We start from the raw sequence: 14,615 nt of genomic DNA, 5'->3' as shown, positions 1-14,615 counted from the left end.
CATATTTATGAAAAAACATATATTATTAGGAACCGCATTGGCTTCGCTGTTTGCACTCGGGGCCTGCGATTATAACGAGGATAATTTCCCCGGATTTGATGAAAAAGAAACCATCACGGATGTCAGTACCGATACCCTCGTATTGGCTGATGCCCATTATGGCAAAATAGCTTCTATGCCGAAGAACCAAGGGATAGCTCTCGCCAAGGATCCCGAGGGGCAGACTTATCTTACGGCATTGAACCAGCTGGGTAAAACCAAGATGTTTACTGATATGGTAGCTCCTGAAGATTATCTGCCTGCATTTGTCGATTCGCTCTACGCATATCTGTCAGATGGTTCCAAGGTGCTGGTGCAGTACAATATCGGCAAGGAGCAACCTGAATATCTCTCGAAGATAAACGAAGCTCAGACTTTCGATCTTACTTCTGACAATTACGCTACAGTATGGGGGGAAAGCATGGTAGTGAAATATCTCACCCCTTCTACGTTGAAGAAGCTTCCTGCTTTGTTGAAGGAAGGTATCAAGAACCCGAAGACGGGAGATGTGTGCCAAGTGAATTACGCTTGGTCGGAGACCGAGCCCAGTACAGGCGGCGGTGCAGTGAAAATGGTATACCAGAAAGTAACTTCTATTGATGCCGAAGGAGGTAATTATGTCATTGTGGCTCCGACGAAGGACAATACTTGGATTCCTTTCGGTCAGTTCAAAGACCCGGATAAGACGTATGGTTATATGGAGGGTGAACCGGTAGAGATTGCGGATGGTTTCATCACCAGCGATGTGTCCAATCATATCATGACACTTACTCCTACGGAAAAAGGTTTCACTATGCAACGTCCGGATGGCAAGTTCATCTATCAGAGTGGTACGTTTAACAGTTTCAACATCGGTACTTCCATACCCGAGGGTGGGGATTGGAGCTTTGCTTACAACTATGACCGTAAGGCATTTGATGTAAAAAATGTGGAAAAGGACAAAATCATCAAGCTGAATTTCTATGAAAAAGGAAACTCTTATTCATACGGTTCTTATCCGAATGCTACGTTGGGCATTTATATGAATGAGTCGTTCAATGGAAACGAGGGCGGTTTCACTACTCAAAATGTGAAACTTACCGGCACGTTAACTAATGTATGGAAGGTGGATGGTAAATATGGTTGGAAGGGTAGTGCTCATGTAGGAGATAGCGATTTTGAATCGGAAGCATGGGTGGTTTCTCCTATTATAGATTTAGCAAAAGCGAAGGCTCCTCTTCTTAAGGTAGATATTGCCATTAATTTCTTGAATGGTAACAATCGTGCTGATTTTATTGAATTGCTGGCTTCGGAAGATTATGTGGATGATGTGGCTACTGCTGAATGGAAGACTCTGAATGTACCTCAATGGCCGGAAGGCAAGAATTGGAATTATGTAAATTCCGGTGATATTGACCTGAGTGCTTACGAGGGCAAGAAGATAGCCATTGCTTTCCGTTATAAGAGTACTACAGAGTGTGCGCCTACTGTAGAGTTTAAGAATATGTCACTTACAAGTACCGTATCAGGGTATTATGAGGGTGTGGATATTTATAAGGAGATTCCTGAATCAGAAGCTGAAATGCCTGCTCGTGCCGTTACCCGTGCATCAGACGTGAAGCCAAATGCTTCTGCTCTCTACCAGTATGACGGTTCGGCTTGGACTGCCTACGAAGAAAGCGCAAGTATCGGTATCCGTGTGATGCAACCTGCCGATTATGTTTCTACCGGTTCGGACTATTTGAGCGATGCTGATGCCGTATTGCCCGTTTATCTGAAGAATGCATTCCCTTACGCACAGAGCGGGGATGTCAAGGCAGTAGTTTATTTCGGAAATAAGGAGTATGATGTGATGGCCGATGAATATGGCTTCGATGGCACTGCATGGGTGAAGAAGAATACCGAAACGGAAACTGCTGAAATGGCATTCCTGAAGACTGACGACAAATGGATGGAAGCAAAAGAGTATTATAGCAATGACTTTGCTGGTGAACTTCATAACGATGCCCAGATTGTGAATGTGAAGCTTGATGGCATGAATTATGTATGGAGTGCAGGTGCAGGTTATACCCGTATCAAGGCAAGCGGTTATTATCAGCGTAACCGCGATACGGAGGCATGGCTTGTAACCGGTGAGGTAGATCTTACCGAAGCTATTGCCCCACAGATGGTATTCACTGCTTCGGCAGACTATTTGTATGGAGGCAAAATTGAGAACGCAGTGTCTGTACATGTGTCCGAAAATTATATCCCTGCGGCTTCTACTGCTACTGATGAAGAGAAGATTGCAGCATTGCAAGGAGCGGCTTGGAGTGATCCGTTGTCGTTCGAGTGGCCTACAAGCTCTAAAGAGATCGAAATGCGTACTTCCATGGCCGACTATGTGGGCAAGAAAGTATATGTGGCATTCCGTTATGCAAGTAATACTGACCCTGGATTTGCTCCTACATTCTACATGAGTAACTTTGTGGTGAAGGAATAATTCCTGAGGTTGTGCAATAGACAATGTGGTAATGGACTTTACTGTCCATTACCACATTTGCATTCTTAGTATCGTAAAATCAAATTTAGAAACATAGATGAAAAAACTGTCTTACTTATTTCTTTTGCTGGTCGGAATTTGGCTGGCTGGATGTGATGATTCTTCAGAGGCTTCGCTCATTCCCGAGATAATACCTACCGAGCAGGGTTCGGATACTTACGTGATGAAGGGCTATGAGTCGAGCGACAATGGTTTCAACGTGTATAAGCCCAAGGCTATCGGCACCCCTTTCTATATCCAGTCCAAAGCTTTTACCGGGCGTAATTACGCATTTGCTCCTGTTAATAGTGAGTCGCTGGAAGGGCTTACTGTTGTTCCGTCTGCCGATGCTTTCAGCGAAAGCGTTGAGGTGAAACCCTCTACGTGCTATTGGGTGCGTTTCAACCGCTACAATCATTATCAGATGGGCAAGCTCCGCGTGGCCTATATTCACGGTAATGAAGTGGGCATAGAGTATGTGGCTTCTGAGGATATAGATGTGAAAAATGCCAATATTGCTGATAACAATAAAGCAGACAATCTTGAAATCCCAGCTCTCAATGCAACCAATCAATATATTGAATACTATGCAGGCGTGTCTGATGAGGAAGGTGCCGGGCAGGTACTCAATTTCTCTTTGGAATACATCGCTTCCAAGAAGCATTCGGCTTGGGTGGCATTCAGTTTCGACCCGATTACTGCGCAAGACAACGTGAAGCGTGCCAACGAGTGGAATCAAGACGACCCCAATATTGACAACAGCGTGGAGGTGACTGAATCCATGCATAAGAGCGATGGGTACGACAAGGGGCATCTTTGTGCCAGCGAAGACCGTGTGTACAGTAAAAGTGCCAATAAGCAGACCTTCTACTACAGTAATATCTCGCCACAGATAGGGAGTTTCAATCAAAAGTATTGGGCGGCTCTTGAGAAGCAGGTGCAGACTTGGGGACGTTCCACCATCAATGGCACATACGACAAACTTTATGTCGTGAAAGGTGGTACTACTGACCGTTTGCTTACCAATTTCACAGGTGTGAAGAAAGCCAATGACGGGCTTTATCCCACCACCAATGCCGACGGGCTGACACTTGGCGGACTCATTTGCCCCAGCTATTATTACATGGCTCTGTTGAGCGAGAAGGCAGGGGTTTATCATACTATCGCTTTTTTAGTCCCTCATTCTGAATTATTGCCAGAAAAACCTGGAAAAGATGAATTTATGGTTTATGCCGTTTCTATTAAAAATTTGGAGTACGAAACTGGTATCGACTTCTTCTGTAACCTGCCTAATGAGATAGAGAAGACTGTAGAAGCTACTTATAGTGCTGACGATTGGGCTTGGTAAAAGCTTCAGAAACTATAAGGAGAGTCTCCCCTTTTAGTATGACGGGCATGTCATGATTTAGGTAGCTTTCTTAAAAGCTGTTTTCGTTTTGATGGAAACTGACTTCTTATCCGTATCTTTGCATATTGATTAAAAAAAGAGATATTCATGGAACTTTCGGATATACTTCATAATTTGAAGATACAAGAACTTACTCCGATGCAGGAGGCTGCTAAGGAAGCCTATCAATCAGCCCAAGATTTAGTGCTTCTTTCGCCTACCGGTTCGGGTAAGACACTGGCTTTTCTCCTTCCGCTGGTACAGACCTTGAAAGCGGATATACAAGGTGTGCAGGCTCTTGTACTAGTACCTTCACGCGAATTGGCTTTGCAGATAGAAACTGTGTTCAAGTCTATGGGAACTCCTTTCAAGGCTATGAGCTGCTATGGCGGACGCCCTGCTATGGAAGAACACCGGACAATGAAAGGCATTCATCCCGCCGTCATTATCGGTACTCCGGGACGTATGAGCGACCATTTGAGGAAAGAGAATTTCAATGCCGCCACTGTCGTCACTCTGGTGATAGATGAATTCGACAAGTGTCTTGAGTTCGGTTTCCATGACGAGATGGCAGAGGTTATCGGGCAGCTTCCCTCACTGAAAAAGCGTGTGCTTCTCTCGGCCACCGATGCAGAGGAAATACCGCAATTTGCCGGAGTAGGAGGTGATTCCCCGTCTTCCGGCTCCCGGCTCATGAAGCTTGATTTTCTTGCTCCGGAAGCCCTTGCTCCGCGTCTGCGGCTGCATAAGGTCGTTTCTCCGGAGAAGGACAAACTGGAAACCCTCTATAACCTGCTTTGTACCCTCGGCTATCATTCCACTTTGGTATTCTGCAATTATCGTGAAAGCGTGGAGCGTGTTGCCGGGTACCTGCAAGCCAGGAAGTTCCCTTGCGACATGTTCCATGGCGGTATGGAGCAGCCCGACCGCGAACGTGCGCTTTACAAGTTCCGCAATGGCAGTTGCGCCGTACTGATATCTACAGACCTTGCCGCCCGCGGACTGGATATTCCGGGTATTGAGAATGTGGTGCATTACCATCCTCCCGTAAACGAGGAAGCCTATACACACCGTAATGGACGTACTGCCCGCTGGGAGGCATCGGGAAATGCATATCTTGTTCTGCATGTCGAGGAGCGGGTACCCGAGTACATTTCTGAAGACATCGAAACGTACGAGTTTCCGGAGACGCTTCCCAAACCGGCCAAGCCCCGATGGGCTACCTTATATATAGGTAAAGGGAAAAAGGATAAGTTGAACAAGATAGATATTGTCGGCTTCTTGTATAAAAAAGGAGGAATGGCGCGTGAAGATGTCGGGCAGGTGGATGTAAAGGAACACTATGCCTTTGTAGCCGTGCGCCGCAGTAAAATGAAACAATTGTTGACGCTGGTACGCGGTGAAAAAATCAAGGGAATGAAAACTGTTATCGAGGAAGCAAAGTGATTTATCTTATAAATATTCATTTTATTTGCGCTTATTCTTTTGAATATGAAGTAATGAAACCGCCTTGCTTTTAGTTTCTCTAAAAGTATTATCCTTGATAAGTAAAGATAACAAAATGGTGCATATATCTTGTATAAACCATTAAAAAGTAAGCTAAATGCGGCTTAAAAATAGAATTTCATCAGGAAAGGTTTGTTTTGAAGAAATATTTCCGTAATTTCGCAAAGTCGAAAGACATTAATGAACGAAATTGTATAACCAAAACAAACTTCAAATGAAAAAGCATAATTTCAATGCAGGACCTTCTATCCTTCCTCGTGAGGTGATTGAGAATACGGCACAGGCTATTCTTGATTTCAATGGCTCAGGCCTCTCACTGATGGAAATCAGCCACCGTGCCAAAGACTTCCAACCCGTTGTGGACGAAGCTGTGGCATTATTCAAAGAATTGCTCAATATCCCCGAAGGATATTCGGTACTGTTCTTGGGCGGTGGTGCCAGTTTGGAATTCTGCATGGTACCCTTCAACTTCCTTGAAAAGAAAGCTGCTTACCTGAATACGGGTGTATGGGCCAAAAAAGCCATGAAAGAAGCTAAGGCATTCGGTGAAGTAGTTGAAGTCGCTTCTTCCGCTGAATCTACTTATACTTATATTCCGAAGGACTATACAGTGCCTGCTGATGCAGACTATTTCCACATCACTACCAACAATACAATCTACGGTACGGAACTGAAAGAGGATTTGGACGTAAACGTTCCGATGGTGGCCGATATGTCTTCTGATATTTTCTCCCGTCCTATCGACGTATCCAAATATATCTGTATCTATGGTGGTGCGCAGAAGAATCTGGCTCCTTCCGGTGTTACATTCGTCATCGTGAAGAATGACGCGCTGGGTAAGGTATCCCGCTATATCCCGACCATGCTGAACTATCAGACGCATGTGGATAGCGGCTCTATGTTCAATACTCCTCCCGTTGTCCCCATCTATGCAGCCCTGCAGACATTGCGCTGGATTAAGGCAGAGGGTGGCGTGAAGGAAATGGAACGCCGTGCCATCGAAAAGGCCGATATGCTGTATGCTGAAATTGACCGTAACAAAATGTTTGTGGGTACGGCTGCCAAAGAAGACCGTTCACGCATGAACATCTGCTTTGTGATGGCTCCCGAATACAAGGAATTGGAAGCTGACTTCCTGAAGTTCGCTACCGAAAGAGGTATGGTAGGTATCAAGGGACACCGTTCTGTAGGTGGATTCCGTGCATCCTGCTATAATGCCATGCCGAAGGAAAGCGTGCAGGCTTTGATTGACTGCATGCAGGAATTTGAGAAACTTCATTAATAATATTGTTTTTCACCACAGATTACGCAGATTTGCACAGATTGTTTTTATGATTAAACTCTGTGATAATCTGTGTCATCTGTGGTGAGTCTTTTTAATATCATGAAATTATGAAAGTATTAGTTGCAACAGACAAACCGTTTGCCAAAGTGGCAGTAGACGGTATCCGTAAAGAAATAGAAGCAGCAGGTTACGAACTCGTGCTGCTGGAAAAATATGGTGAAAAAGCCAAGCTGTTGGAGGCTGTGAAAGATGCCAACGCTATCATTATCCGCAGTGACATCATTGATGCTGAAGTGCTGGATGCCGCCAAGGAACTGAAGATTGTGGTGCGTGCCGGTGCCGGTTATGATAATGTGGACCTGGAAGCAGCTACTGCCCACAATGTATGTGTAATGAATACTCCGGGACAGAACTCCAATGCTGTGGCCGAGTTGGCTTTCGGCTTGATGGTGATGGCTGTCCGTAATATGTATAACGGTACTTCCGGTACTGAACTGATGGGCAAGAAGCTGGGTATCCACGCTTATGGTAACGTAGGCCGCAACGTAGCCCGTATTGCCAAAGGCTTCGGTATGGAGATTTATGCGTTCGACGCTTTCTGCCCGAAAGAAGTAATCGAGAAGGATGGAGTGAAGGCTGTGGGTTCTGCTGAAGAGCTTTACTCTACTTGCGACGTCGTTTCCCTGCATATTCCTGCAACTGCCGAAACGAAGAATTCCATCAATTATGCATTGGTGAACAAGATGCCGAAGGGCGGACTGCTGGTGAACACAGCCCGTAAGGAAGTCATCAATGAAGCAGAGCTTATCCAGCTGATGGAAGAGCGCACCGACTTGAAATACATGACCGACATTATGCCTGCTGCCAATGAAACATTTGCAGCCAAGTTTGCCGGACGTTATTTCTCTACACCGAAAAAGATGGGGGCCCAGACTGCTGAAGCCAATATCAACGCAGGTATTGCCGCTGCCAAGCAGATTGTAGGCTTCCTGAAAGACGGTTGCGAGAAGTTCCGCGTAAACAAGTAATATTTTTAGTAGGCGCGGATTACGCGGATTTCACGGAGTTTTTATTTTCCGTACAGTTCCGTGTAATCTGCGCCTAAGTATTCCATTAAAACATCTAATTACCATGGCAATCATTAAACCTTTCAAAGGAGTCCGTCCTCCCCAAGACTTAGTAGAACAAGTAGCTTCCCGCCCGTATGATGTACTCAATTCAGAGGAAGCCCGCATAGAAGCGGAAGGTAATGAAAAATCCCTATATCATATTATCAAGCCGGAAATAGATTTTCCCGTCGGTACGGATGAGCATGACGAACGTGTTTATCAGAAAGCTGCAGAGAACTTCCGTATGTTCCAGGAGAAAGGCTGGCTGGTGCAGGACGATAAAGAAAACTATTACGTCTATGCCCAGACCATGAACGGCAAGACACAGTACGGTCTTGTTGTCGGTGCCTATGTTCCCGATTATATGAACGGCGTTATCAAGAAGCACGAGTTGACTCGTCGTGATAAAGAGGAGGACCGTATGAAGCATGTCCGCGTGAACAATGCCAACATTGAGCCCGTATTCTTTGCCTATCCCGATAACGCTGCGCTGGATGCCGTCATTTCCCGTTATACAGTCGGGAAACCGGTATACGACTTTATCGCTCCGGGTGACGGTTTCGGTCATACCTTCTGGATTATAGACAAGCAGGAGGACATCGATGCCATAACCCAAGAGTTTGCCAAGATGCCTGCCCTCTACATTGCCGATGGGCATCATCGCAGTGCCGCTGCCGCTTTGGTGGGCGCGGAGAAAGCCAAGCAAAACCCCAATCACCGTGGGGATGAAGAGTACAATTACTTCATGGCCGTGTGCTTCCCAGCCAACCAGTTGACTATTATTGACTATAACCGGGTGGTGAAGGACTTGAACGGTATGACTCCCGAAGAGTTCCTGGCTGCTGTGGGCAAGAATTTCATTGTGGAGGAGAAAGGTGAGGACATCTATAAGCCGTCCGGACTGCATAACTTCTCCCTCTATCTGGACGGAAAGTGGTACAGCCTTACTGCCAAACCGGGTACTTACAATGACAACGACCCCATTGGCGTACTGGATGTAACCATCTCCTCCAATCTGATACTGGATGAAGTGCTCGGCATCAAAGACCTCCGTTCCGACAAGCGTATCGACTTTGTAGGTGGCATCCGTGGCTTGGGAGAGTTGAAGAAGCGGGTGGACAGCGGTGAGATGAAAGTGGCATTGGCCCTCTATCCCGTTTCCATGAAGCAACTGATGGACATTGCCGATACGGGCAACATCATGCCTCCCAAGACAACTTGGTTTGAGCCGAAATTGCGTTCGGGATTGGTGATTCATAAACTGGACTAAATGAATTGATATAAACTGAAACGGGGATGTCTTCCACTAAAAGACATCCCCGTTTTTCGTTCAGAACTTTGGAACCTTAGGAATGATGTCTGAAATACTGTTTTCTCATCCACCGGTCGAATAGGATAAAAAGTGGAATTGCCAGAATCAGCAGGAGATAGAAGCAAGGTATCTGGATACTTTCTGTCTGTGGGAGGGTGGTGGGCGTAAAGGCTTCCTGGATGCTGTCTCCGAAGTACAGAACCAATCCTGTCCCACTGACACCTATCAAGAAGATAGCAGCGGCAATAGTTGCAAGCAGAATTCTTCTTTCTGATTTCTTCTCGCGCAGACGTATGGCTTCTTCTACCTTCTGCATGGTGCGGTAGGTAAAATTGGACGGCAGGCGGAAAGTAGTCTGTTCTCTTACCGCCTTTTTCAATCCTCTATCTTTTAGTTCTTCGTTCATACTTTTTCTTGTTTCATCAACACATAAATCTTTTTACGTATACGGTGTAGCTTCACTTTTGCGTTGCTTTCCGTCAGTCCCAGGATGAGAGCGACCTCATTCAATGTTTTTTCTTCATAATAGAACAGGCTTATCAGTGCCTGTTCCTCGGAATCGAGTTGCTCCATGGCTCTGTTCAATTTGGCAATTTGCTCTTCCCCTTCATCATTTAAGGCTTCATCTACTTGTGTATCGGATATGTTGGCAAGCAGTGTATCATCCATGACAAAGGTATCAAATTTCTTTTTCCGTGCACTCGAGATGGCCGTATTATATGCAATCGAATAAATCCACGTCGAAAAAGAACTGGTGCCCTTGAAAGACGAGAGGTGCTGGAAGGCTTTCAGAAAGACATCCTGGGTCAGTTCTTCGGCATCTTCCTGGTTGGAGACGATGCGGGCCACCAGGATGAATACCTGCTGGCCGTATGTGTTGAGAAAATGCTCGTAAAGAGCAGTCTCTCCCCTCAAGATGCGCTGGATGATATGTCTCTCGTCGTCTTTCATTTTGTCTGTTAGACGCAAGTTTGTTTGGTTGGTTACAGATTTTCGGAAGAAAAAATATTTTTCCGGAAAAGTGTAACCTCATGTAAACTGCCGCGTCTAAAGGGTACAAAGAAACGAAATTACTAATTTAAATTGAAACGAATATGATGGATTTTATTATGGTGCCTGCGGTGATGACAATCATTACTTTAGGAGTTTACAAATTGTTTGAGCTGTTTGTTTGTAAGAAGGAAAGAATCATGCTGATTGAGAAGATGGACGAGCGAGGACTACTCCCTCAGATGGATACGCCTAAATTACGTGGAAGTAGCTTTTCGTTCTCTGCCCTGAAAATAGGATGTCTGTTGGCTGGTATGGGACTTGGGTTATTGCTGGGTTATCTTATCTGCTATGCGACGATTCCCAATTACTTTACTGCGGACAGAGACTGGATGTATAGGGAGACTGTTTCCCTTATTTATGGGGCTTGTGTGCTGGGTGTTGGTGGAATCGGACTGATAGTGGCTTTTATTACAGAACTAAAACTGAACAAGAAGTAAGGTTATTATGTAGAAAATGCCGACCTTTGCTGAAAAATTAAGAGTATGCAATGAAGGTATTGATTCTTAACGGTAGTCCTCGTCGTCATGGCAACATGTCGAAAATGTTGGAGCTGATGAAGCAGGAACTTGAAGGCTGCGGAGTTGGAACAGTTTATATAGACGTTCCACAGTTGCAGGTACATCCCTGCATCGGTTGCATGAAGTGTCGCAGTTCATTGAAGTGTTGTCTGCCCGAGGATGGGGCACAGAGAGTGTTGCAGTCTATGAAAGAAGCCGATGCAGTGATAATCGGTGCCCCTTGCTATTGGGGAAACATGCCGGGAGAAGTGAAAGTGCTTTTCGACCGTATGGTTTACGGTATGATGGGGGAGAACTCTTGGGGAATGCCCCTTCCGCTTCATAAGGGCAAGAAAGCGATTGTGGTAAGCACTTGTACTACCCCTTATCCTTTCAATATTCTCTATAATCAGACGCACGGTGTGGTGAAAGCTTTCAGGGAGATTCTGAAATGGAGTGGTTTCAAGATTGTGAAAACCATTGAGAGGGGAGGTACTAAGAAGCATCCTGAGCTGACGGAAAAGGATATGCGGAACTGCAAGAAAGCAGTGCACAAATTATTGTAAAGTATTGAAAAAGTCAATATGAGTAGAAAAGAAGAATATAAATTGCAGAACGAACAGTTTCTGGAGCAATTGCGTACGGCAGAAGGAATCAAGGAATTGCCTTGCGGCATACTTTATCGGGTATTGGAGGAAGGCAGAGACGGTCCGACACCACGTCTCAACAGTGTAGTATCTGTGCATTATAAAGGCACGCTTATTAATGGGCGTGAGTTCGATAATTCGTGGAAACGGAATTGTCCGGAGGCTTTTCGTCTGAATGAAGTGATTGAGGGCTGGCAGATTGCCTTGCTACGAATGCATCCCGGAAGTCGTTGGATTGTATATATCCCTTACACCATGGGATACGGTACACGTACCAGTGGACCCATTCCGGCGTATTCCACACTGATATTTGAAGTGGAATTACTAAATATCTCGTGACACTGCTGAACAATTTGCTTTTTTATCTTGTTCTCATATAAGAATTTAGAAAAACTCAATAGGTATGAATATAGATAAGAAAGCAGGGCATATTGACCCGAAAGTAGCATTGTCCCAGGCAGAACATGAAAAGGGAACAGTACCCGGACAACAGATTGGCCTTTACGGTAATGCAGACAAGAGAGATGTTCGTCAGGTCGTAAAGATTCTGAATCCTGACAAAAACAGTATGGAGAGCAGAGGTTAACCCTCTGCTTTTTTTATTACATGCCTCTTTCTTCGTCGAGTCCAGATGATTTGTTGGAGGGTTTTGTATCTTTGTACCCGGAAATGAAACTCTTAAAAACAAAAGCAGGATGCTACGGAAAGGAGACCTCACTCAAGGAGGCATAACCGGTACTTTATTACATTTTACCCTACCCATGATGGTAGGGTCTTTTTTGCAGCAATGCTACAACATTGCAGATACGCTCATTGTAGGCCAATGCATTGGTGCAGGGGCGTTGGCGGCGGTCGGTTCGGCATACACATTGATGGTTTTCCTTATATCCGTTTTGCTGGGACTGGCGATGGGCAGTGGCACTGTGTTCTCTTTACATTATGGTGCCGGAAACCATGTAGCACTGCGTCGTAGCATATTCAGTTCGTTTGTACTGATAGGTATCGTGACACTGATACTGAATGTAGCCGTTTTTATCTGGCTCGGTCCTATTCTCCGGCTGTTGCAGGTTCCGCAAGACATATACGGCATGATGCGCAGCTACTTGTGGATAATCTTCTGCGGTATAGTTTTCACCTTTATCTATAACTTCTACGCATCTCTGCTGCGTGCAGTAGGGGATTCTGTCACTCCGATTTGGTTTCTGGCAGTTTCTGTCGTTCTGAATATAGCGCTCGACTTGTTTTTTATCCTACAACTGGATTGGGGGATTCAGGGTGCGGCTGCGGCCACTGTCCTCGCTCAAGGAGTAGCTGCTCTGGGCATCATCATTTATACTTACAGAAGGCGTCCGGAACTGCGATGGCATCATGAAGATATGTGTTTTGACCGTACTTGCTTGAAGGAAATAGCTTCCTTCTCTACACTGACTTGCGTCCAACAGTCGGTGATGAATCTGGGAATCCTGATGATACAGGGACTTGTCAACAGCTTTGGAACAGCGGTAATGGCAGCTTTTGCGGCAGCTGTGAAGATTGACTCTTTCGCCTATATGCCCGTGCAGGAATTTGGGAATGCCTTTTCCACCTTTATTGCACAGAACTTCGGGGCCGGACGTTACGACCGTATCCACCGGGGTGTTCGCAGTGCATTTGTCACGGCTGTTGTTTTTTCGCTCCTTGTGTCCGTATTGGTTTTCATCTTTGCCAAACCGTTGATGCTTATCTTTGTCCGTCCGGACGAAACGGAGATTATTGCGGTGGGAGTGGCGTACCTACGCATCGAAGGTGCTTTCTACTGTGGCATCGGCATCTTGTTTTTGCTGTACGGATACTATCGGGCCATCCGTATGCCGGGCATGTCTGTTGTGCTGACCGTGCTGTCGCTGGGCACCCGTGTAGTTCTTTCTTACTGGCTTGCTTCGATACCTGAGATTGGGGTGACGGGCATCTGGTGGTCCATCCCCATCGGCTGGCTGATTGCTGACGTGGTCGGTATCTGGTGCTATCGGTATGTTAAAGGAGTTAGAGGGAGTTAAAAGAAAATCCGGCAAATTTGCTCCACTGTCCTTCGGATATTTTCTTGAGCAAATTTAGGCTGCATGGCCTGCTCCAAAGAGACGGGAGAGGGGGTAATGGAGAATACGCCCCGGAATCCGGCTGCATTCAGTATCCCGGCATCCTCTATCGCTCCTGCCAGCAGGATGACGGGAATATGTTGCCTTCTTGCTTCCTGCAAGATGCCCGAAGGCACTTTCCCCATAAGAGTCTGCCGGTCCGATTTCCCTTCTCCAGTGATGATGAGGTCGGCATCCTTAATCTTTTCTGCAAAGTCCAGAGTTTCCAAAAAAAGCTCTATGCCGGGTTTCAACTGTGCATCCAAAAATGCGTGGAGACTGCCGCCCATGCCGCCTGCCGCACCGGCACCGGGATGCAAGGATACGTCTTTGCCGGTAGTGTGGAATATGACGTCTGAAAGATGCTGCATAGCAACATCCAGTTCCTTTACCATATCTGCGTCTGCTCCTTTTTGGGGAGCGAATACGTGGGCTGCTCCATTGGGACCGAAGAAAGGATTGCGTACATCACACGCCGCCGTGAAACATGCCTTTTTCAGTGCGGGATGGGCAGAAGAGCTGTCTATGGAGCTGATTTCCGATAGAAGGGCACCGCATAGGGCGATGCCTTTTTCCATGCTTCCCACTTCGTGTCCTTCTTTATCGAAGAAACGGAATCCCAATGCTTGCAGCATTCCCAGACCGGCATCGTTCGTGGCGCTCCCTCCAAGTCCGATGACGAAACGGAGGCATCCCCGTTCCAAGGCATCGCGTATCAGTTCACCCGTTCCGAAGGTGGTGGTTTTCATCGGATTCCTTTTGTCGGCAGGAACCAGTGGCAGTCCGCTGATGGCAGCCATTTCTACGAATGCGGTATTGCCGTCTCCGGAGATACCGTAACTGGCATCGCACGGTTGCATCAACGGGTCGTGGGCACGGACGGTGATACGTTTTCCGTTACTGGCTGCAAGCAGGACGTCGAGCATGCCTTCTCCACCGTCGGCCACGGGGAGCACGATGGTCCGGCATTCGGGACATGCGGCATGTACCCCTTGGGCGGCAGCTTCTCCGGCTTCTGCCGAGGTGAGACATCCTTTAAAGGAATCAAGGGCAATCACTATCTTTTTCATAAATGCGGTCTTTTATAATTTCGTCATGCTTCGGATGACAAGTTGTACAATTACAAAGGTATATACAAAATTTCATTTCTTTTTCATGCAAGCATG

At 46.2% G+C, this 14,615-nt stretch carries 14 protein-coding genes; 11 read left to right on the top strand and 3 right to left on the bottom strand.

The window, feature by feature from the left end:
• Window positions 1–7 precede the first annotated feature (7 nt).
• The 6 genes from DXD65_RS01560 to DXD65_RS01535 all read left to right on the top strand — a co-directional run bounded on the left by DXD65_RS01560 (window position 8) and on the right by DXD65_RS01535 (window position 9,096).
• The gene (locus DXD65_RS01560) at window positions 8–2,500 is read left to right on the top strand and encodes a choice-of-anchor J domain-containing protein (protein ID WP_233556109.1); all 2,493 of its coding nucleotides are present in this window, start codon (window positions 8–10) and stop codon (window positions 2,498–2,500) included.
• Window positions 2,501–2,597: 97 nt separating this feature from the next.
• Window positions 2,598–3,887, top strand: coding sequence for a DNA/RNA non-specific endonuclease (locus DXD65_RS01555; protein ID WP_005828102.1), 1,290 nt, complete (start codon window positions 2,598–2,600; stop codon window positions 3,885–3,887).
• Between the two features lie 147 nt (window positions 3,888–4,034).
• Entirely contained in the window at window positions 4,035–5,372 is a 1,338-nt protein-coding gene (locus DXD65_RS01550) for a DEAD/DEAH box helicase (protein ID WP_057256072.1), read from the top strand.
• A gap of 274 nt (window positions 5,373–5,646) precedes the next feature.
• Window positions 5,647–6,714, top strand: coding sequence for a 3-phosphoserine/phosphohydroxythreonine transaminase (gene serC, locus DXD65_RS01545; protein ID WP_005828105.1), 1,068 nt, complete (start codon window positions 5,647–5,649; stop codon window positions 6,712–6,714).
• 110 nt (window positions 6,715–6,824) lie between these two features.
• Complete coding sequence (locus tag DXD65_RS01540; protein WP_005828107.1) at window positions 6,825–7,745, top strand: NAD(P)-dependent oxidoreductase; 921 nt, start codon at window positions 6,825–6,827, stop codon at window positions 7,743–7,745.
• 103 nt (window positions 7,746–7,848) lie between these two features.
• Window positions 7,849–9,096 (top strand): DUF1015 domain-containing protein, encoded by a 1,248-nt coding sequence (locus DXD65_RS01535; protein ID WP_117887302.1) that lies wholly within the window; start codon window positions 7,849–7,851, stop codon window positions 9,094–9,096.
• Between the two features lie 76 nt (window positions 9,097–9,172).
• Here DXD65_RS01535 and DXD65_RS01530 read toward each other — a convergent pair whose 3' ends face one another.
• Together DXD65_RS01530 and DXD65_RS01525 are read right to left on the bottom strand one after the other, a co-directional pair.
• Window positions 9,173–9,544: a hypothetical protein gene (locus DXD65_RS01530; RefSeq protein WP_117887301.1), complete on the bottom strand. Its 372-nt coding sequence runs from the start codon at window positions 9,542–9,544 to the stop codon at window positions 9,173–9,175.
• Window positions 9,541–10,089, bottom strand: coding sequence for an RNA polymerase sigma factor (locus DXD65_RS01525; RefSeq protein WP_035448201.1), 549 nt, complete (start codon window positions 10,087–10,089; stop codon window positions 9,541–9,543). Before DXD65_RS01525 ends, DXD65_RS01530 begins: the two co-directional genes overlap by 4 nt.
• 143 nt (window positions 10,090–10,232) lie before the next feature.
• Here DXD65_RS01525 and DXD65_RS01520 point away from each other — a divergent pair, with 143 nt between their 5' ends.
• From DXD65_RS01520 to DXD65_RS01500, 5 genes are all read left to right on the top strand, one after another.
• On the top strand, window positions 10,233–10,628 hold the full coding sequence (locus DXD65_RS01520) for a DUF6249 domain-containing protein (protein ID WP_016273511.1): 396 nt from the start codon (window positions 10,233–10,235) through the stop codon (window positions 10,626–10,628).
• A 50-nt stretch (window positions 10,629–10,678) separates the two neighbouring features.
• Window positions 10,679–11,254, top strand: coding sequence for a flavodoxin family protein (locus DXD65_RS01515; protein ID WP_005828115.1), 576 nt, complete (start codon window positions 10,679–10,681; stop codon window positions 11,252–11,254).
• Between the two features lie 18 nt (window positions 11,255–11,272).
• A complete protein-coding gene (locus DXD65_RS01510; protein WP_008663162.1) occupies window positions 11,273–11,674 on the top strand; it encodes an FKBP-type peptidyl-prolyl cis-trans isomerase in 402 nt (133 codons plus the stop codon).
• A gap of 64 nt (window positions 11,675–11,738) precedes the next feature.
• Window positions 11,739–11,921, top strand: a complete 183-nt coding sequence (locus DXD65_RS01505) for a hypothetical protein (protein WP_005828120.1) — start codon at window positions 11,739–11,741, stop codon at window positions 11,919–11,921.
• A gap of 109 nt (window positions 11,922–12,030) precedes the next feature.
• Window positions 12,031–13,371, top strand: coding sequence for an MATE family efflux transporter (locus DXD65_RS01500; protein WP_117887300.1), 1,341 nt, complete (start codon window positions 12,031–12,033; stop codon window positions 13,369–13,371).
• Here the strand turns inward: DXD65_RS01500 and DXD65_RS01495 are convergent.
• A complete protein-coding gene (locus tag DXD65_RS01495) occupies window positions 13,368–14,519 on the bottom strand; it encodes a glycerate kinase (RefSeq protein WP_087332576.1) in 1,152 nt (383 codons plus the stop codon). The genes DXD65_RS01500 and DXD65_RS01495 overlap by 4 nt on opposite strands.
• Between the last annotated feature and the right edge of the window lie 96 nt (window positions 14,520–14,615).

Origin of the sequence: Bacteroides sp. 4_1_36, assembly GCF_003466325.1 — a bacterium.
In the GTDB taxonomy this organism is placed as follows: domain Bacteria; phylum Bacteroidota; class Bacteroidia; order Bacteroidales; family Bacteroidaceae; genus Bacteroides; species Bacteroides uniformis.
This window is presented reverse-complemented; position numbering and strand designations above follow the sequence as displayed.

What these genes read in the sequence shown, in the direction of transcription:
- DXD65_RS01560 (WP_233556109.1), top strand. Translation starts at nt 8, where the DNA reads ATGAAAAAACATATATTATTAGGAACCGCATTGGCTTCGCTGTTTGCA.
- DXD65_RS01555 (WP_005828102.1), top strand. Translation starts at nt 2,598, where the DNA reads ATGAAAAAACTGTCTTACTTATTTCTTTTGCTGGTCGGAATTTGGCTG.
- DXD65_RS01550 (WP_057256072.1), top strand. Translation starts at nt 4,035, where the DNA reads ATGGAACTTTCGGATATACTTCATAATTTGAAGATACAAGAACTTACT.
- serC (WP_005828105.1), top strand. Translation starts at nt 5,647, where the DNA reads ATGAAAAAGCATAATTTCAATGCAGGACCTTCTATCCTTCCTCGTGAG.
- DXD65_RS01540 (WP_005828107.1), top strand. Translation starts at nt 6,825, where the DNA reads ATGAAAGTATTAGTTGCAACAGACAAACCGTTTGCCAAAGTGGCAGTA.
- DXD65_RS01535 (WP_117887302.1), top strand. Translation starts at nt 7,849, where the DNA reads ATGGCAATCATTAAACCTTTCAAAGGAGTCCGTCCTCCCCAAGACTTA.
- DXD65_RS01530 (WP_117887301.1), bottom strand. Translation starts at nt 9,544, where the DNA reads ATGAACGAAGAACTAAAAGATAGAGGATTGAAAAAGGCGGTAAGAGAA.
- DXD65_RS01525 (WP_035448201.1), bottom strand. Translation starts at nt 10,089, where the DNA reads ATGAAAGACGACGAGAGACATATCATCCAGCGCATCTTGAGGGGAGAG.
- DXD65_RS01520 (WP_016273511.1), top strand. Translation starts at nt 10,233, where the DNA reads ATGATGGATTTTATTATGGTGCCTGCGGTGATGACAATCATTACTTTA.
- DXD65_RS01515 (WP_005828115.1), top strand. Translation starts at nt 10,679, where the DNA reads ATGAAGGTATTGATTCTTAACGGTAGTCCTCGTCGTCATGGCAACATG.
- DXD65_RS01510 (WP_008663162.1), top strand. Translation starts at nt 11,273, where the DNA reads ATGAGTAGAAAAGAAGAATATAAATTGCAGAACGAACAGTTTCTGGAG.
- DXD65_RS01505 (WP_005828120.1), top strand. Translation starts at nt 11,739, where the DNA reads ATGAATATAGATAAGAAAGCAGGGCATATTGACCCGAAAGTAGCATTG.
- DXD65_RS01500 (WP_117887300.1), top strand. Translation starts at nt 12,031, where the DNA reads ATGCTACGGAAAGGAGACCTCACTCAAGGAGGCATAACCGGTACTTTA.
- DXD65_RS01495 (WP_087332576.1), bottom strand. Translation starts at nt 14,519, where the DNA reads ATGAAAAAGATAGTGATTGCCCTTGATTCCTTTAAAGGATGTCTCACC.